This is a genomic window from Nocardiopsis sp. NPDC058631 (assembly GCF_042716955.1).
Taxonomy (GTDB): Bacteria; Actinomycetota; Actinomycetes; order Streptosporangiales; family Streptosporangiaceae; genus Nocardiopsis.
Map to the genome: position 1 here is coordinate 1 of NZ_JBHXQY010000123.1, position 17,712 is coordinate 17,712.

Here is a 17,712-nt window from a genome sequence, read left to right on the forward strand (position 1 = left end):
AGGGCGCCCTCCTCCAAGGCCCCGCGGATCTGTTCCACCTGCTCATCGGTGAGCTTGCGGGGACGCCCCGTGGGCGGGCGGCGGCGCAGCGCCGCGGTTCCGCCCTGGTCCATCCGAGGTCTGGCTCCAAGCCTGACCAGCACCGAGAAGACCGAGCTGGCAGCGGCGAACAAGCGCATCGCCGAGCTGGAGGCTGAACTGGCGATCCACCGCCGCGCCAGCGAGCTGCTGGGGAAGGTGGTGCCCCCAAAAGACGGTTCGAGGTGATCGCGGTGATGGCAACCGAGGGCTGCCCGATCCAGGTCGCCGTCCGGGTCCTGGGCGTCTCGGAGTCCGGATTCTACGACTGGCGCACCGTGGACCAGCGCGGCACCGGCGCGCATCGGTGACAATTCTCCCTACAGGATCAAGTGCCCGCCCGCGCACCCTGCGAAGCATCGATGTGCCTCGGAGCGACCGCCGCCAGCCCCTGGAAAGCCCACCGAACACTGCTCACTGCGTCGCGAGCCGCCGGAGGAACCACTGAGTCAGGATCTCGTCGACCGCCACCGCGGCGGGCGACTGGGGGCCGGTTCCAGGCCGGGCTCATCGGCCAGCGGGTGGGCCAGGCCCGGCACGGTCGCCAGTTCGATGCCGTCAGGATGCGCGTATCGCTCGCGAAGCACCTTGACCAGGGAAACCGCGTCCTCACGCAGCGCCGGGTGGTCGTGCTCGCCACTGACCAGCAGCAGCGGTGGCTCCCCCGTAAGACTTTCGGCGCGGCCGACGAAGTCCAGTTCGTCGGCAACCCTGCGGGATTCAGCGGCCCAACTGTAGGGTTGGCCCAGCCCGGCCGCGAGAAGTTCGACGCCCGCGCTTACCCGCACAGCTGGATTGACGAGCGCGACCGTCCCGATCGGACTCGGCGGCGCTGTGAGCACTCGCAGAGCCACCGCCCCGCCAAGTGACGCACCGAGGATGCCGATCGGTTGATCATCGATCGGGAGCCGGCGGCGCAGCTCGGCCAACGCGGCCGGGAACTCCTCAGCCGCCTGGTCGATGATCGGACCGAGGTACGCCAGGAGTATGTCCTCGCGAGCGAGTTCGACGTGTCTGTCCAGGCTGCCGTCGACCATACGCGAGCCGCACAGCGGCATTCCCAGGTGTACCCGCCAAGCGGGAACGCCGGCCATGGGCAGCGCCGCCGCGAAGGCCGCATCCGTGCGCGGTGCGTCCAGCATGTGCCAGGTCACGATCAACGGCGCACGGTCGATATCTCCCCCGGACGGCGGGAGGGCCGTGAACGGCACGCCTGCGGCTGTACCGGTGATCGCATCCATGCACACTCCTGTGGCTTTCAAGGGCTGGGTCCTCCACCGTAGGGGGGTTTACCGGGCGGGGATGTCCTTTCTGCTGCGGGCAGACCTCCGGGCCCGAACCGCGACCCTCGAGGGTCGCGGGCCCGGTCATCGCGGCTAGGGCATCCGGGGCCAGGGCGAGCAGGACACGGCGGATGGTCGCCGGGGAGGGGGCGGTACGCGCTCCGAGGGCGGGGCAGGTGTTTCGGCAGCCCAGCCGGACCAGGGTGTGCTGGGGTGCGGCATCGGCCCACTGGCCGATGGCCCGCAGGCAGCGGGCTCCGGCGACCATCGCGGCCAGCGCGCACAGCAGGACGCCGACCAGGTTGTGGCGGCGTCCCCGTGGCGAGCGGGGGTCGTCCAGGGCGGCGAGTTTGCAGACGAGGTCGGCAGGGGCAGGAGACGGGCATGGCAGACCGGGGGCGCAACGGAGTCCCTTGGAAGTCAGAGATGTGAGAGTCCCTGATCTTCTAGCGGGCTCCGTTGCTCGTTGGTGGGTGGTTCGCGAGGATCGCTACAGGTCTGTGATCAGCGCTGATGCCTCACCGGGCCGACTTTCCCGGTGTGGACGGTGGAGGCGTCCTCGGCGAACGTGACGTCGCGGATGTGATGGCTGGAGTTCTCGATCGGCTTAGTGCCCGCGCAGGTAAGCGGCCAGGTCAGTGAGTGATGCCTGGTGGGCGTCCAGGCTGGTCAGGGCGTCCACGGTCTCGCGGGTCTGCTTGTCCTCTCTGTTGGCGGCGGCGGTGGATGCGGATCGCGAGCTGGGCGTGGAGGAGGCGATGCCGCCGAGGCTGTCGGTGACGGCCAGGGTCTTGATCGAGCGGGACTCGCTCCGGCCGTGTCCGGTCTCGGAGTCCTTCAGCCACTCCCGAACCTCGATCGCCGCGCGTCACCGCCACGACCTTCGGCAACGGGCCGGAGCCGGTGAGCGCCTACGAGTACCTCGACGAGGAGGTGGCGGGAGCGGGGTTCCTGCCGGTCGCGGCGAGCCACGTCCTGGACGTGGTCGAGGCGGTGCTCGGTGACATCACCGGGATCGACGCGCGCACGGAACTCCTCTGGCCGCAGGTGCGGCTGCCCGACACCGGCGGGACCACCGTCCGGGAGGTCCCCGACCACCTCGACGCCATCGTCAGGACCTCGTCGGTCGACATGGGCGAGGTGTGCGCCGGCCTCGCACGCGACATCGAGGACGGGACCCACCACACCCCGGGGCTTGGGCACGCCCTCCACAACAGCCGCCTGATCGCCCGGGTCGAGCAGGCCGCGCGAACCGGTGTCCGACAGTAGGGGCGGCTGCGCGCACGGAGGCGCACCGCGGCCGTGCGGGGGGCGGCGCCGGTACGCCGCCCCCCGCACGACCCGCCCCTGTCCGGCGTGATCCTGATGACCCTGGTGACCCGACGGCCGTGTCAGGGCACCGGGGCCGACTGCACGGGGTGGGCCGCACGCCTCTCTATGGCCCGCAGCAGGGCCGAGTTCGAGGTGATGACCCTCAGCCCCCGCGACCGGCGCAGCCGTTCCGCGGCGGTGAGGCTGGCGAAACCGCCGCCGGGAACGAGCACGGTCCCGATCCCCGGTTCCAGCTGCCGCAGGACCTGGCGCTCCAGCTCGACCTGGTCCACGGCGAAGCGCGCCCCCCGGTCGAAGAGGTCGGGGCGTTCGATGCCGTCCCACTCCGGTGGCAGGTCGAAACGGATGACCTGTCGCACCCGCACCGGCAGGTAGGCGCGGATGGCCTCCACCGTGCCGTCACTGAACCACGGCGGGGCCACCACGGCGATCCCGTCGTCCCCGCCCGCGGCCAGTTCCTCCCGGATGGCCTGGCCCGCGGTGACGGTGGGAACCCCGCCGGCCAGCCCCTCGACGTGTTCGCTGAAGGCGGCGTCGAACGCCGTCCCCCCGAACACGCTGCTGCTGGTGAAGCAGTAACCCAGCGCGTGCACGCCCAGGTCGCCGAGGTGGCGCACGGCGGTGTCCAGTCCGGTTCCGGAGAGGAGTTCCTCCAGGTCCAGGCCGGTGAACTCGGTTCCGAAGGGGCGCGGCGTCCAGAACCGCGCGGTGTGCACACTCGTGTCGGGCCCGGCCGAACGCCAGATCTCCGCCTCGGGGACAGGGTCGTTGTGGATGACGAGAATGCCGAGTCTCGTTCTCATCGGTGCGCCTCCACGACTTGTTCCCTTTCCGGACGGCGCAGGACCAGCGGGGAGATGAGCATGCCCGCGGCGGCGAAGGCGGCGGTGAGGCCGAACGCCCACCGGAACTCCGCGCCCGTCGGATCAGCGCCCAGGATGATCGTCAGCAGAGCCACCGTGACCGCCGCCGACAGGTACTGGGACGTGGTCATGAGGGCTCCGGCGGTGCCCTGGTGCCTGTCGGGCACGTCCCGGGTCCCGATGACGAACATGGAGGTGTAGATGACTCCGTGGCCGAACCCGCTCAGCAGCAGGCCGGGCACCAGGTGGGTGGCGTACGTGCCCGATCCCAGCATGGCGGCGAGCAGGGCCAAGCCCACGAAGCTGATCAGGAAGCCCGCCGTCATGGTCGTTCCCGCGCCGACGCGCTCCACCGCGCGGCCCGCGGCCATGTTTCCCAGGGTCACCATGACGGCCAGCGGCAGGAAGCCCAGCCCCGCCTGCAGCGGTGTGAAGCCCTCCAGTTCCTGGAGCAGCAGCGTGACCAGGTAGAACTCCGACCCCACACTGGCCATGTACAGATAGGTGGCCACCACGCCGGCTCCGAGGGACCGGGTACGGCGCAGCGAACGGTCCACCATCACGTTGTCGGACTTCAGCTCGTTGGCGAGGAAGGCCAGCCCCAGGACCACCGCCACCAGGCACGCGCCCCCGGCGTACAGGCCAGAGGACTCCGGGTCCGCCACCAGGGTCAGGCTGATGACCAGTGCCAGGAGCGCGCCGGTTCCCATCATCGCCGCGGACAGGGGCACACGCGCACCCCTCTCCTTCTGGGAGGCCGCGGCCAGCCACAGCAGACCGCCCAGGGCGGCCAGCAGGGTCAGGGGGATGTTGATGAGGAACGTCCAGCGCCATGAGATCTCGGTGAGGACCCCGCCCAGGATGGCGCCGACGGCGAGACCGGAGGCCCCGATCGCGCCCCAGACCGCCAGGGCCCGGGACCGGGCCGGGCCGGCCGCGAAGGTCGCGCTGATGAGGCCGATGGTCGCCGGCTGAAGGAAGGCGGCCGACAGGCCCTGCACACCCCGGCTGACCAGGAGCGCGACGCCCTCCTGGGCGAATCCGCCCAGGGCGCTGGCCGCACCGAAGACGACGACCGAGACGAGGAAGACCCGCTTCGCGCCGACACGGTCGCAGACGCGTCCTCCCACCAGCAGAAGGCCGGCGAACAGGAGGGCGTAGGCGCTGACGATCCATTGGAGCACCGAGGACGAGAGGCCGAGGTCGGCCCCGACACTGGGCATGGCGACGTAGATGATCGAGTAGTCCAGCGCGATGAGGAACTGCGCCAGGCAGAGGACGGCGAGCGCGCCGATCGCCTGGGGACTCCCCGCGGATCTGAGAACTGTGTTCATTGGTTCACTTCCTGGCAGTTTCCATGACCGGACCGTGCAGGTGTCCGGCGAGTTCGCTGACGGTGGTGGCGACGAAGACGGCACCCGCCGCGAGGAGGGTGTCGGCGTCGGCGACACCCCAGTCGACCCCGACCGCCGCCATGCCGGCGCCGACCGCCATGGCGACGTCGTCGGGGGAGTCACCCACGACCACGCAGTCCTCGGGCGCCAGCCCGAGGGACTGCGCGGCCAGCAGGGCCGGGTCCGGGGCGGGCTTGCCCCTGGGGGCCCGGTCGTGCCCGACCACCAGGTCCGGATGGCGGTCCAGCCCGGTGGCCTCCAGCAGCTCGTGGGCGCTCCGGGTGATCTTGCTGGTGACCACCGCGATCCTGATCCCCTCCGCGGCCAGGTCCGTCAACAGGTCCCTGATCCCCGGGAACACCAGGGAGGAGGCCGCGGCCCGGCTGCGGCGGGCGAAGGACTCCCGGAAGAGCGCCTTGGCCTCCTCCCACACCGCCTCGTCCCCCTGCGGGATGAGCCGGGGCAGGATCGTGTCGAGCGGTTTGCCGATGAGGGCACGGGCGTCGGCCGGCAGCGGCACCGCGCCGTGGGGGGCGCAGGCGTCGTGGAAGGCGGCAAGGATCACCGAGGGGGAGTCCACCAGCGTGCCGTCCAGGTCCAGGAGCACACCGCGCGGGCGACTCATGACCGCACCAGCGAACGCGCGGGCCCGCCGGAGCGGGCGGCGGACTCCGCGACCGCGAGCCGGGCGGCCAGACGGGTCGTGGACTCCAGGACCGCGCGGTTGACCCGGGAGCTGCGCCCGTCGGTCGCCCTGGTGATGGCCGACAGGACGAACGGAGTGAGCGCGGGACCCGTCGCGCCGGCCGCACGGGCCTCGTCCAGGGCCTCCTCCACCATCGTGTTGAGCAGCTCGGCGTCGATGCTCCACTCCTCCTCGATGGGGTGGGTGACCACCACGGAGGAGTCGGAGACCGTCCCCCAGTGCCGGTGCATGACCGCGGCCAGGTCTCCCAGGTCGTCGATCCGGTGGGGGACGGGCTGTCCCGTGCTGCGCGTGTAGTAGCCGGGGAAGTCGTCGGACCGGTACCCGATGACGGGCACACCCACGGTTTCCAGGTACTCCAGCGTCAGGGCGGGGTCGAGCAGGGACTTCGCCCCCGCGCAGACGACCGCCACGGGCGAGCGCGTGAACTCGGTGAGGTCGGCGGAGACGTCGAAGGAGACCTCGGCGCCCCGGTGCACACCTCCGATCCCCGCGACCGCGAACACCCTGATCCCCGCGGCGACCGCGCCGATGAGGCTGGAGGAGACGGTGGTGCCGCCGGTGCGGTCGCCGTGCAGGGCGACCGCCAGGTCGCGGGTACTGATCTTCTTGTCGTCCGAGGCCTTGGCCAGGCGTTCCAGCTCCGCGTCCGAGACCCCGACGCGCAGAACGCCGTCGATCACCGCGACACGGGCGGGGACGGCCCCCTCCTCACGTGCGCACCGGTCCACGGCCAGCGCGGTCTCCAGGTTGTTCGGGTAGGACCCGCCGGCGACCACGGAGGTCTCCATGGAGACGACCGGTTCCCGGTTTCCGATGGCGGCACGGACCTCGTCCGAGACGATGACGGTCGACTGGTCGGTCAGGGTCATGTCCATTCCTCTCACTCTCCACGCTCACGGCGGGCGTCGTCGGCCAGCGACCCCTGGACGGTCACCAGTTCCGGGCCGACGAGTTTGGGATGGTTGGCGGCGATACCGCCGACCACGGTGTCGTAGGGGAAGTCGTCGTACTCGCCGCGCCACCGGACGAACTCCATGTGGCGGCGGCCCCGGGTGTCGAAGGGGTGGTAGTAGCTGTCCTCGCGGCCGTCGAACTCCAGCGGCCGGATGCCGTAGAGGCGGCACAGCAGGGTGTTGAAGACGGGGGTCGCGCGGATCCAGGTGCCCTCGATGCGCACCGAGACCAGGGCGTGGAAGGTGAAGAGGTCGTCGCCCATGAGGTCGAGGAGGCGCTCGGACGCCAGATGGTTGCGCACGTCTCCGTAGACCAGTCTCGTGGGGATACCCACCGAGCGGGCGGCGGCCGCGTAGACGATGGACTTGTGGACGCAGAACCCCCGTCCGCGTCTGAGGACGCTGGAGGCGCGGACGCCCTCCCGCGTGAGGTCGGCGTCGTAGACCTCGTAGCGGATACCGTCGCGTACGGCGTCGTGCAGGCGTACGGCCATCTCACGGGGCGTGGCGTCCCGGTCCGGCAGCGCCCGGTCGACGAACTCCCGCACCTCGGGGCTCTGGTGGTCGAGGAAGTAGGTCGGTTCCGTCAGTGTGTGGGTCTCGGTCACGGTGATCCTCCGGTCACAGGCCCAGGGCCTTGGCGATCTTCTGCCGCTGCACGGCGTTGGATCCGGAATAGATGGGGCCGCTGAGGGCGTCGCGGACCCCGATCTCCATTCCGGTGTCGGTGAGCACGCCCTCGCCGCCGAACAGTTCGACCGCGGCCTGGGCGGTACGGATGTTGGCCTCGCTCGTGAGGATCTTCGCCACCGCGGTCTCCGCGGTGGCCCTGTGCCCGGCGGAGACCGCCTCCCCCGCGAAGTGGAGGGCCTGTCGGGCGCTCTGGGTCGCTATGTGCATCTCCACGACGGTGTTGCGCACCCCCTGGAAGTCGGCGAGCGGCCGACCGAACTGGCGCCGGGCGCCGACCCGTTCCACGACCCGGTCCAGGCGGTGGCGCATCTCGCCCACGTTGATGACGAAGGCGATCAGGATCTCCCAGGTCATCACGCGGTCGAGGATCAGGAAGCCGGTCCCCACGCCACCGATGATGTTGGCTCTGGGGACACGGCATCCCGTCATGCGCAACCGTCCGAAGGGGGAGGTTCGCAGGGTCGTCTTGTCCAGCGGCGGACCGAAGTCCGCGCCGGGTGTGCCCCTGGGGACGAGCACGGCGCTCAGTCCGAGCGGGCCGGGGGTGTCGGAGGTGCGGACGTAGACGACCGCCAGGTCGGCGACCGGACCGTTGGTGACGTAGGTCTTGAGGCCGTTCAGTTCGATGTGGTCACCGTCGAGGCGACCGGTGGCGGACATGGCCAGCACGTCCGACCCGGTCTCGGGTTCGGTGATGGCGTGGCAGCCGATGGCCGTCCCGGCGGCGACCGACGGCAGGTGGTGGCGCCGGAGCCGGGGGCTTGCGAAACCGCTGAGCGCGAACCCGGTACTGGCGAGGTGGGTGGCCGCGCTGAAGTTCAGCCCGGAGTCGCGGACGGTGTAACCGAGGTCCTCGACCATGTGCATGAGGTCGGTGAGGGAGCAGGCGTGTCCGCCGACCTCCTCGGGCAGGCACGCGCCGAACAGGCCCGTGCCCGCCAACTCCCGCCAGGCGTCCCGGGAGAAGACCGCTCCGCGGTCCCGGTCGAGGTGGCCCTGGTTGATGGCGGGTGCCACCCGTTCGATGCGCTCGCGTATTCGGGCGGACGCGGTGTCCTTGCCTTGCGGCGGTGCCGCTGTGGTGCTCACCATGCTGTGCACGTCCGGTCAGTAGGAGGAGAACTCGAGTGATCCGAGGCTGTGCCGCTCATCGCCGCGGAGCGCGGGGGTGAACACGCTGACGAGCTCCAGGTCCTCGTGCTCGCCGGCGATCAGCAGGTGCGGGTCGTGCTTGTCCAGGGCGTAGAGGACGCCCGGGGAGAGGTCGATGCGCACACCGCCGTCCTTGCTCTCGATCAACCCGCTGCCCGCGATGCAGTAGCACGCCTCCAGGTGGTTCGCGTACTGGAGCCTGGAGACGGTCCCCGCCCGCACCACGGTGTGCGCGACGGTGAACCCCAGGTTGTCGTCCTCCACCAGCAGCCGGTCACTGGTTCCGTTGCCCCAGTCGACGGTCTCGGTCTTCTCACGGGAACGCTTGAACATGTCATTTCCTCTTTCTTGGTCTTCTGGCTTGGTCTTCTGGACGGCCTGTGGGACGGATCAGACCTGTTGCCCGGCATGGGATCCGATGAAATCCGCGATCGCGTCGATGGTGCGAAAATCCGCGGGGGAGATCTCGATGTCGGTGACGGGGATGGCGAAGGAGGACTGGATCCACTCCACGAGTTCGAGGAGGGAGAGGCTGTCGACGACACCGTTGGCGAGGAGGTCGTAGTCGCTGGGGATGCTCTCCCCCGCCAGGTCCGGGGCGTGGGCGGTCACGATGCGTTCCTGGATGCGGTCACGGATGTCGGTGGTCATACCGGCTGCCTTTCGAGGAGTCGTCGGATGGCACTGTTCCGGTCGGTCTTTCCCGTGCCGGTCACCGGAAAGGGTTCCGTGGTCAGGAACGTCCGGCTGGGTACCGCTGTCGGGTTCAGGGCCGAGGAGACGGCCGAGCGCAGGGCGAGGTTGGTCACGGCGGCCCCCGGCTCGACGAGTACGGCTGCGAGGAGCTCCCTGTCGCCGGAGCCCTTGCTCCGTACCGTGACCACGGCGTCGGCGACCCCGTTCTGGTGGCGCAGAACCGTTTCGATCGCGTCGAGGGACAGGCGCACACCGCGCACCTTGACCTGGCGGTCGCTCCGGCCGCTCAGGCGCAGCGTGCCGTCGGTGTCCGTGGTGACCAGGTCACCCGTACGGAACTCGCGCCGTCCCTCGGCGGTGCGCCACGCGTCGTTCGGGGCGTTGACGTACCCCAGCGCCTGGAAGGGGGTGGAGACGACCAGTTCACCGGTCCCGTCGATGCGGTGGTGGACCCCGTCGACGGGGTCGCCCAGCTCTCCGGCCGTCGCCCCGCGCAGGTCCAGGACGAAGCTGTCGTTGGTCTCGGTGCTGCCGTAGACGCTCCACAGCGCGGCGCGGGGGAAGGCCGCGTCCAGGTCGGGCAGGGTCTCCAGGGGATAGAAGTCACCGGTGGAGACCACCGTGCGGACCTGTGGTGCGGGGGTTCGGGCACGGGCGATGAGGGTGAGAACGACCGGGACGGCCTGGAGGAGGCTGACATTGTGCGTTCGGGCCGCCGCGGCCAGGGCCGCACCGTTGGTGAGGTCCTCCTGCGGGGCGAAGACGACCTGCCCGCCGGCGGCCAGGACCGCCCACACGTCCAGGGTGGCGATGTCGAAGTTGATCGGCGAGAGGCTGAGGGAGACGGTGTCGGTACCCAGGGCGAAGCGGGTGCGCGCCCAGCGGACGAAGCGGTCGACGCCGTCAGGGTCGTGGGCGACGATCTTGGGCCTGCCCGTCGAGCCGGAGGTGGTGGTCCACAGACCGTGCGCGTTCGGCAACCGCTCCGGGTCATCGGTGAAGGCGCGCAGGTCCCGGCTGATCCGGGCGGTGTAGTCGACACCCGCGTCGTGCGGGATCAGGAGTGCGGGACGTCGGCAGGCCTGAGCGGCCAGGGTGTCGATCACGGCCCGTCCGTCACGGCCGGCCCGCACGACGTGGACCTCGTCGGGGGGAGCGCCGGACACGGCCGCTTCCACTGCCGCGACCAGTTCCTCATAGGTCGTTTTCTCGTTGGCGAACCTCAGTGCCACGGCTTGTGGCCGATGGCGGGAGTGGTCTTGGACTGACGCCCAGACAGCGGGAGTAGCCACGGTTATCGGCTCCTCGGTTACGGGACCAGGGAATGTTATTCCACACATGCATGCTGTGAATGCAACGGCCTTTTCGGGCCGCTGCGGGGTACGGGGTTCTGCCTGGGTCGAGCGGCGGATCCGAAGATTCTTCGGCCGCCCAGAGCAGAACATAGGCAACGCTGCCACGGCTTGGCAATACCATTCGGAAAAGTTCCCGCGGACCGCTCCCGCGCACGAAGAACGGTAAACCCCGGACAAGGGGTCTCTCGTTTCCCAGGACCGTTTTTCGACCATGCGTGGACGAGGAATCGAGTGATCCTCGAGTGCGGTGCCGACGGGCCCGGTCCGCACCCGTGAGGCGTCCTGCGCGAAACCCGCGTCCGGCCTCGGCGGACGGGTTCGCGACCACGGAGGTGTCGGTGCGCCCCGCACGCCCGGCCGGCACCGCCCTCGCCCTGACGCCCCACTGCGAACAGGAGCGATATCTTCCACCACCAGCTCCGCACCACCCCTGGGCAGGCGGAGGTCACGGTCGGGGGCGCCGCCCTGGCAGCTTGGTGTCATTGCAGGAGCATGCCAGCCGATCGTGCTGACATCCCCCTCCCGGGCGTCGATCATGGAAATCAGGACGGCGGATCGAGAACACGGAGTTCTCGACCCGCCCGTCCGCGGAACAGATCCCGCAAAGAACACAGATCACCGTCGGAGCCGTGGACACCCTCGGCACACAGAAAGAGAAATGAAATCCATGAACAAGATCACGCATTTCTTCTGCGCAGTCGGCATCGCGGCCGTCGTCACGCTCGCAGGCGGCGGTTCGGCCCTCGCCCAGGACACCGCGCATTCCATGGACGAGCCGGCGCCCCCCGCCAGCGAGGGCGGCGCCGGCTGGCAGTGAACCCCGGGCACGGGGCCACGGCGAGGCGGAGCCATCGCCGGGGAGCCCGGAACCCACGTCCGGCATGTTGGCCACAGGGAGAGTTGACTTGGTGAACTTCACGATTCTCGGTGCGCTGGAGATCCTGAGGGAGAACCGGACGTGCACGCCCAAGGCGCCGAAGGTACTCCAGGTTCTGGCGCTGCTGCTCCTACGCGCGAACCATCCGTTGCCCAGGAGCGTCCTGATCAGGGAACTGTGGCGGGACCACCCGCCCAAGAGCGCGGTGACGACCCTGCAGACCTACATCTACCAGCTCCGCAAGGTCATCGAGCGGGCGGAGCTGTCCACGGACGAACCCGAAATCCTGGTCACCCGGTCCTCCGGATACCTGTTGCGGATCGACCCCGAACAGTTGGACGCGCTGGTGTTCCAGCGGCTGCTCGGTGAGGGGCGCCACCTCCTGGAGGAGGGCCGGCCCGACGCGGCTTCGAAGCGCCTGGGCGAGGCACTGGACCTGTGGTCCGGCCCGTGCCTGGCCCACGTCCCCCGCGGACCGCTGATCGGTTCCCACGCGGTCCGGTTGGAGGAACAGAGGCTGCACGCACAGGAACTGCGTATCCGGGCCGACGCCCTGCTGGGCCGCGACCGGGAGTCGATCGGCGAACTGCGGTCCCTGGTGATGGAGTATCCGCTGAACGAGTGGTTCCACTGCCAGCTCATCCGCGCGTTGAGCCGGGCCGGGCGCCGTGATGAGGCGCTGGCGACCTATCGGTGGCTGAGGCTGGCCCTCACCGAGGAGCTCGGTCTGGAACCCTCGCGCGAACTGCAGAGTCTGCACCAGGAGGTGCTCGGTGCGAGTCCGGTGTCCCTCACCCGCCGGCGGCGGCCGCACGTCCGACGGGACGCGCCCGTCTCCGTGGCGGCCGAATGAACCCCGCCGCCGAGCGGGCCGGGGTTCAGCTCACGTCCGCCCCTTCCGCGGCCCCGTCGAGGGAGGAGGTGTCGATCCAGCCCAGCGCGGTCGCGAGGACACCGGCCTGGAACCGGCTCCGGGCGCCCAGCCGTCGGCTGAGGTCCGCGGTGATCCGGCGCGCCGTGCGCACCGACACCCCGAGCTTGCGGGCGATGGTCTCGTCGGTGTTGCCCTCCGCCAGCAGGTTCACCACCGCCTGTTCCTGTGTGCTCAGGCCGTGCCGGCCGCGCGGAGCGTTGGATCCCAGGGGGCTGGCCTCGTCCCACACGTACTCGTACAGGGCCAGCAGGGCCGTGACGGCACCGGCGCCGCGCAGGACCAGGGCACTCGCGGAGGAGTCGTCGGGGTCCGTGGGGATCAGCGCGGTGGTGCGGTCGAAGAGGATCATCCTGGTGGGCAGGGTGGGTACCGTGCGGATCTGGGCGCCGAGCTCGACCAGTTGGGAGATGTGCCGGACCGTCTTGGGGTCGTTCATCACGCTGTCGAGGTAGATGTCCCGCAGCTCGACCCCTCGTTCGAGCAGCATCCGGTCCAGGGGAAGACTCGCCTCCAGGTTGTCCTGTGTCTGCGCGCCCCCGTCGGCGAACGTCCAGAAGGAGTGGCGGCATTCGTGCACGAACTCCTCGATCCGCAGCCGGATCGCGTCGATTCCGTGGAGCTGCTCGATGTCCGTGGCCGCGCGGATGCGGTGGCTCTCCTCGAACTCGGAGATCAACTGGGTGATGGCCGAGCGGGCGGTGGCCAGCTGCTGCTGCCGTTCCAGCAGGTCGGCCTCCTGCTGGCCCAACAGCGACTGCAGACCGAACTCGGGCCGTACCAGGATCAGTTTTTCGGGCTGTTCCCACGAACGCCGGATCAGGGACAGCCGGGCCAGTTCGTCGAGCGCCGACCGTACGCGTTCCACCGGCCAGTCCAGGAGGCGCCCGAGGTCGCTCACCCCGGCGCGGGGCTCGGCGAACATCGCGCGATAGACACTCACCGCGTCCTGATCGATTCCGATCGCTCCGAACACGACCTTCCTCCAGCCGTTTCCTCCCCGCCGAGCTCCTGAGCCACACGGCACGAAGAGCCTGCCGACGTATCGGCGCGGAGACGCGATCTTCACGGAATTTCCGTGGCAATCATAAAGTTCACGGGACGTGCTCGCAAGAGTTCTTCCTGATCGGTTCAGAACGAAAGTCGCCCCCTTACATCTTCCCTGTGGGGTGACAGTGCCCCAACGAACAGGTGGCGAATAACATGAGAATCGTGTGCCTGCGGTTGGCCGTCCGCGATCCTTTTCCCCGCCGGAAGATCCAGGCGGCGGTGTACGCCCGCTCCGGTCCCGGTGACATGTTGGAGCACTTCTATGTCGAAATGCGCGCCGACCAGGCAGAACTCGTCTTCTTCCTCCACGAGGACATCGGGGACCGCGCGACGAGGACCGTCCTGCGGCTGTGGGGAGACGTCGTGTGCGGCGTCCCCGCGCTGGGGGAGTGGACCGTACTGGAGGCCGGCCCCGTTCGCTTCGTCGACCCCGGCCCCCCCTGACCCATTCCCTTCGGGAACACGATGCGGCATCTGCGATACTCCGGTTGCGGTTCAGGCCCGCCCAGGAGGCTTATTCACAAGCCCCACGGGCAGACGCTTCACCCCTTGGGGACGGGGCGGCCGGACCACATCCGATCCAACGGGCGACATGGACGGTGACAGCGTTCCGGAAAAGGTGTGAGAACCGCTGGGGAGGTGTCTGTGCCCGAGGGCAGGACGTCCGTCGGGGCCGCTCAGCGGGACGCGTTCCAGTGCCCCGCCAGGTCCCGGTAGAGCGGGGAGTCGCGCAGCAGGGACCCGTGCGTGCCGAACGCCGTGCCCGCCCCGTCCAGGACAAGGATCCGGTCGGCCCGCAGCGCCGACGACAGCCGGTGCGCGATGACGACCAGCGTCGTGCCCGGCCGGTCGGCCAGCGCGTCCTCCGCGTGCGCTTCGGCAGCCGGGTCCAGGTGGCAGGTCGACTCGTCCAGGATGAGCAGGGGCGCCGGGGACACGTAGGCCCGGCCCAGGCAGAGCGCCTGCCGCTCCCCCGCGGAGAGCGTGCCGGGGTCCACCTCGGCACCCAGGCCACCGAGGCGGTCCACCAGCGGCCCAAGACGCAGCGCCGCCACCGCCCAGGCGATGCGGTCGTCCCCGGCGCCCGGTTCCAACTGGGCGAGGTTCTCCCGGACCGAGCCGGCGAAGACGTAGCCCTGTTGGGGGAGGAGTACCCGCATCCGGGACAGCTCCCGGGGAGGGCGCCCGGCCACCGGTCGTCCCGCCAACCGCACGGTGCCCTCGTCCGGGGTGTGCAGCCCGGACAGCACGTGCGCCAGAGTGGACTTGCCGATCCCGCTGGGGCCGACGATCGCGATGCGCTCCCCGGCCCCGACCGAGAGGTCGAAGTCCTCCACCAGGGGGCGCGTCCCCGCCCCGTAGGACACCCGTAGCCCGTGGCACCACACCGCCGGCGCCGGTCCCGGAGGGGGGAGGGCGCCCGTCCCGTGGTCACCGGCCCCCGCGGACCGGGGACCTTCTCCGTCGACGCCGTCCGCCTCCGCGGACACGAACCGGTCGAGGACCACCACGAGGCGGCTGCCCGCGGCTCCCACGGCGGTCATCATCGCCCGGAGCACCGGCAGCAGCGACTGCACGAGGTAGGCCAGGGCACCCATGAGCGCTCCCGTGGTGACCCCCTGGTCGCGGAGCCACGGTGTGGCGGCGAGCAGCAGGAGGACGGGAAGCTGCCCCGCCACGCCGAGCGCGAGCGTCCTCACCGCCGTCCACCGGGCCAGGGACCGCGTCGACGCGGCGGCCTCCTCGACCAGGACCTCGGCGCCCTCCACCGCCGCGCCAGTGGCCCCGCAGGCCACCAGGTCGCGCAGTTGGCCCCGCAGGCCTCCCGCACGGTTGGTGAACGCCTCGTCGGCGTCCAGGAACCGGCGTTGCGCCGCGGCCATGGGAGCGAGTGTCAGGAGGAAGAGCACCAGCCCGAGCAGTACGGGCGGTACCACGACCAGCAGCAGCTGGGGGGCGAGGGTGAGCATCCCCACGAGTGCCCCCACCGCGGTGAACAGGAAGGACCGCACCGTCAGGACCAGCCCGGCGAAGCTGTCCCGGGCGATCTCCGTCTGCTGGGTGAGCCGCGAGACCGCGGCTCGCTCTGCCCCCGCCGCCCGTGCGGGGTCGGCCACGGCCCTGCGCAGTGCCTGTCCGACCGCGCGCCGCACCAGCCCGTCCCGCAACGGTTCCACCAGCCCGGAGAGCTGGCCGAACACACCGCGCAGTACGGGTCCGGCCAGGAGGATCGAGCCCGCGGCGACGGCCAGCCACGCGAGGCCCACCGTGGGCTGCCCCGCCAGGAACCCCTGGTCCAGGGCGCGCGCCAGGCAGATCCCGACGAGGAAGGTCTGCACGGACTCCAACAGCGACCAGGCGCCCAGGCGCAGCAGTACCCGCCTGTGACGCCACAGGAAAGGCCGGGCGTGCGGCATCAGTCCGCGCAGCGTGCCCCGGCGGCGGCCGGTCGGCGGCGGGCGCCGGGTGCCCGACCCGACCGCCCCGGCCTCCTCCACCACCGTTGCGGGCCTCACCGGCTCCCCCGGTCGCCGGGGGCGTCGCCGTGGCCGAAGGCCGCGCGGTAGTCGGGGTCCCGCCACAGTTCGGCGTGTGTGCGCACGGCACGGACACGGCCGCCCTCCAGCCACACCACCAGGTCCGCGCGCGCCGCGGTGGAGAGACGGTGCGCGATGACGACGCGGGTGCCGGGACGGACCTCACACGCCAGCGCCCGGTCCACCAGCCGTTCGGTCGCCGTGTCGAGACTGGAGGTGGCGTCGTCCAGGATCATCAGCCTTCCGGCGTGGGCGAACGCCCGGGCCAGCCCCAGCCGTTGCAGCTCCCCACCGGAGAGCGGCGCCTCGTCCAGCGGTGTGGCGTACCCGCGGGGAAGCGCCCGGACGAAGTCGTCGGCCCCGGCCGCCCGTGCGGCCGACCGTACGCGTTCGACCGGAGCGGTCTCGGCCCCCGACGCGATCGCGTCCCCGACGGTGTCGCCCTGGAGCGACGGTCGCTCGAACGCGAACCCGACCTCCCGGCGCAGCACGTCGGCCGCCACGGCACCGAGGGGCACACCGTCCAGGAGGACCTCTCCCTCGTCGGGGGCGGTGAGCCGTCCGGCGACCGCCCCCAGCGTCGACTTGCCGGAGCCCGAACGCCCCACGACGGCCACCGTGAGGCCGCCGGGTACGCGCAGGTCGACACCGCGCAGCACCCACACGCCGTCGAGCGCCACCCCGACGCCGCGCAGCTCCAGGGTTCCGGGGCCGTCGGGAGGGAGTTTCGCCCGTCCGTGGGTCAGCGGGGGGACGCCGAGGAGCGCGTCCACGCGGCGGGCCGCCGTCCGACCGCGGACCAGCGCTTGGAGCGGGCCGGCCACCGACCCCAGCCCCCCGGCCAGCGCGGCGTACCGGGACAGCGCCAGCAGGTCGCCGACGCTGATCCTCCCGTCCGCCAGGCCGAACCCGCCGACCGCGAGCACGGCGGTGGTGAGCAGGGGCATGAGTACTCCGCTGCGCGCCATCGCGGAGCCGTGCACCGACCACATGCGCCGACCCTCCGCGCCGAGCTCGCCCAGGGGTAGCAGGACACGAGCGCGTTCCTCGTCCACCGTCCCGGCGGCGGCGATGGCGCGTGCGCCGCCCAGAGCGTCCGTCAGCCGCGTCGCGAGCAGGGACTGCACCCGCTGGTACCGGGAGATGCTGTCGGAGGAGTGGTGGGCGAAGGACCGCAGCAGCAGGACCAGGGCAGGGAGCCCCAGGACGAAGGCCAGTCCGGCCCAGGGGTCGATCACGAACAGCGCGACCAGGGCTCCGGCGGGGGCGAGGACCGACGCGGCGATCTGGGCCGCGCCGGCAGGGGCCGCGCCGGCCTCGGTGGCGTTCACCGAGAGACGGGTCGCCACGTCGCCGGGGGAGAACCGGCTCGCGTCCCGGGGCGCGGCGGCCAGCAGCCGCCGCACCGCCCGCAGCCGCAACCAGGCGGTGGAACGCGCGCCGACCGTTCCCGCCAACAGGGCGACGGCCGCGCCCAGCGCGACCTCGGCAGCTGTCAGGGCCACGGTCGCCGCCAGTGCGCGTCCGGCGTCCGGGTGGCCTTGCAGGAGCAGGTCGAGGGTGAGGCCGAGCACGGCGGGCAGGGCGAGCGAGGCGGCCGCCGCCGCGGCGGCGCACAGCAGGATTCCTGCGGTGCGTCCGGCGCTCGCCCGGGTGACGCGGGCGAGCAGGGCGTCCGCGGACCGTGTGACGCTGGTGTCGGTCATGCCGTCACGCGGGCGGGTGGGCACCATCCTGTCGCCTTCCTGCATGGCTCGTGGCAGAGCCCGGGGGGGGCCGCGGGGGCCGCCGCGCCCCGGGGGGGGTGCG

The 17,712-nt window shown here is 71.1% G+C and carries 17 protein-coding genes and 1 pseudogene; 4 read left to right on the forward strand and 14 right to left on the reverse strand.

What is annotated here, in order from left to right; genetic code table 11:
- Positions 1-527 precede the first annotated feature (527 nt).
- On the reverse strand, positions 528-1,319 hold the full coding sequence (locus tag ACFWTE_RS27060) for an alpha/beta hydrolase family protein (RefSeq protein WP_378782738.1): 792 nt from the start codon (positions 1,317-1,319) through the stop codon (positions 528-530).
- A 139-nt stretch (positions 1,320-1,458) separates the two neighbouring features.
- Positions 1,459-1,785 (reverse strand): annotated as a pseudogene (locus ACFWTE_RS27065) (transposase family protein); the annotation flags it as partial.
- Positions 1,786-2,264: 479 nt separating this feature from the next.
- On the opposite strand from ACFWTE_RS27065, the gene ACFWTE_RS27070 reads away from it, so the two are divergent.
- Complete coding sequence (locus tag ACFWTE_RS27070; RefSeq protein ID WP_378782739.1) at positions 2,265-2,630, forward strand: hypothetical protein; 366 nt, start codon at positions 2,265-2,267, stop codon at positions 2,628-2,630.
- A gap of 122 nt (positions 2,631-2,752) precedes the next feature.
- On the opposite strand, the gene ACFWTE_RS27075 is transcribed toward ACFWTE_RS27070, so the two are convergent.
- From ACFWTE_RS27075 to ACFWTE_RS27115, 9 genes are read right to left on the reverse strand one after another with little or no spacing between them, the layout of a single operon-like run.
- A complete protein-coding gene (locus ACFWTE_RS27075; RefSeq protein WP_378782740.1) occupies positions 2,753-3,496 on the reverse strand; it encodes a hypothetical protein in 744 nt (247 codons plus the stop codon).
- Entirely contained in the window at positions 3,493-4,890 is a 1,398-nt protein-coding gene (locus tag ACFWTE_RS27080) for an MFS transporter (RefSeq protein WP_378782741.1), read from the reverse strand. The genes ACFWTE_RS27075 and ACFWTE_RS27080 overlap by 4 nt, the downstream gene beginning before the upstream one ends.
- Before the next feature lie 4 nt (positions 4,891-4,894).
- Complete coding sequence (locus ACFWTE_RS27085) at positions 4,895-5,575, reverse strand: HAD family hydrolase (RefSeq protein ID WP_378782742.1); 681 nt, start codon at positions 5,573-5,575, stop codon at positions 4,895-4,897.
- Positions 5,572-6,528 carry a pseudouridine-5'-phosphate glycosidase gene (locus ACFWTE_RS27090; protein ID WP_378782743.1) on the reverse strand — a complete coding sequence of 319 codons (957 nt, stop codon included), beginning with the start codon at positions 6,526-6,528 and terminating at the stop codon, positions 5,572-5,574. The genes ACFWTE_RS27085 and ACFWTE_RS27090 overlap by 4 nt, the downstream gene beginning before the upstream one ends.
- Before the next feature lie 11 nt (positions 6,529-6,539).
- Positions 6,540-7,220 (reverse strand): transglutaminase family protein, encoded by a 681-nt coding sequence (locus ACFWTE_RS27095; RefSeq protein WP_378782744.1) that lies wholly within the window; start codon positions 7,218-7,220, stop codon positions 6,540-6,542.
- A gap of 13 nt (positions 7,221-7,233) precedes the next feature.
- A complete protein-coding gene (locus ACFWTE_RS27100; protein ID WP_378782745.1) occupies positions 7,234-8,397 on the reverse strand; it encodes an acyl-CoA dehydrogenase family protein in 1,164 nt (387 codons plus the stop codon).
- Between the two features lie 15 nt (positions 8,398-8,412).
- A complete protein-coding gene (locus ACFWTE_RS27105; protein ID WP_378782746.1) occupies positions 8,413-8,790 on the reverse strand; it encodes an ectoine synthase in 378 nt (125 codons plus the stop codon).
- A 57-nt stretch (positions 8,791-8,847) separates the two neighbouring features.
- Positions 8,848-9,108 (reverse strand): phosphopantetheine-binding protein, encoded by a 261-nt coding sequence (locus ACFWTE_RS27110; RefSeq protein ID WP_378782747.1) that lies wholly within the window; start codon positions 9,106-9,108, stop codon positions 8,848-8,850.
- Entirely contained in the window at positions 9,105-10,385 is a 1,281-nt protein-coding gene (locus ACFWTE_RS27115; protein WP_378782748.1) for an AMP-binding protein, read from the reverse strand. The genes ACFWTE_RS27110 and ACFWTE_RS27115 overlap by 4 nt, the downstream gene beginning before the upstream one ends.
- 790 nt (positions 10,386-11,175) lie before the next feature.
- Between ACFWTE_RS27115 and ACFWTE_RS27120 the strand changes: the two genes are divergently transcribed.
- Together ACFWTE_RS27120 and ACFWTE_RS27125 are read left to right on the forward strand one after the other, a co-directional pair.
- Positions 11,176-11,325 (forward strand): hypothetical protein, encoded by a 150-nt coding sequence (locus ACFWTE_RS27120; protein ID WP_378782749.1) that lies wholly within the window; start codon positions 11,176-11,178, stop codon positions 11,323-11,325.
- A 91-nt stretch (positions 11,326-11,416) separates the two neighbouring features.
- The gene (locus ACFWTE_RS27125) at positions 11,417-12,238 is read left to right on the forward strand and encodes a BTAD domain-containing putative transcriptional regulator (protein ID WP_378782750.1); all 822 of its coding nucleotides are present in this window, start codon (positions 11,417-11,419) and stop codon (positions 12,236-12,238) included.
- A 25-nt stretch (positions 12,239-12,263) separates the two neighbouring features.
- On the opposite strand, the gene ACFWTE_RS27130 is transcribed toward ACFWTE_RS27125, so the two are convergent.
- Positions 12,264-13,259, reverse strand: a complete 996-nt coding sequence (locus ACFWTE_RS27130; RefSeq protein WP_378782751.1) for a LuxR C-terminal-related transcriptional regulator — start codon at positions 13,257-13,259, stop codon at positions 12,264-12,266.
- A 260-nt stretch (positions 13,260-13,519) separates the two neighbouring features.
- Here ACFWTE_RS27130 and ACFWTE_RS27135 point away from each other — a divergent pair, with 260 nt between their 5' ends.
- Positions 13,520-13,810, forward strand: coding sequence for a hypothetical protein (locus ACFWTE_RS27135; protein WP_378782752.1), 291 nt, complete (start codon positions 13,520-13,522; stop codon positions 13,808-13,810).
- A 233-nt stretch (positions 13,811-14,043) separates the two neighbouring features.
- On the opposite strand, the gene ACFWTE_RS27140 is transcribed toward ACFWTE_RS27135, so the two are convergent.
- Complete coding sequence (locus ACFWTE_RS27140) at positions 14,044-15,783, reverse strand: ATP-binding cassette domain-containing protein (RefSeq protein WP_378782754.1); 1,740 nt, start codon at positions 15,781-15,783, stop codon at positions 14,044-14,046.
- A 95-nt stretch (positions 15,784-15,878) separates the two neighbouring features.
- On the reverse strand, positions 15,879-17,636 hold the full coding sequence (locus ACFWTE_RS27145; protein ID WP_378782753.1) for an ABC transporter ATP-binding protein: 1,758 nt from the start codon (positions 17,634-17,636) through the stop codon (positions 15,879-15,881).
- Positions 17,637-17,712 lie beyond the last annotated feature (76 nt).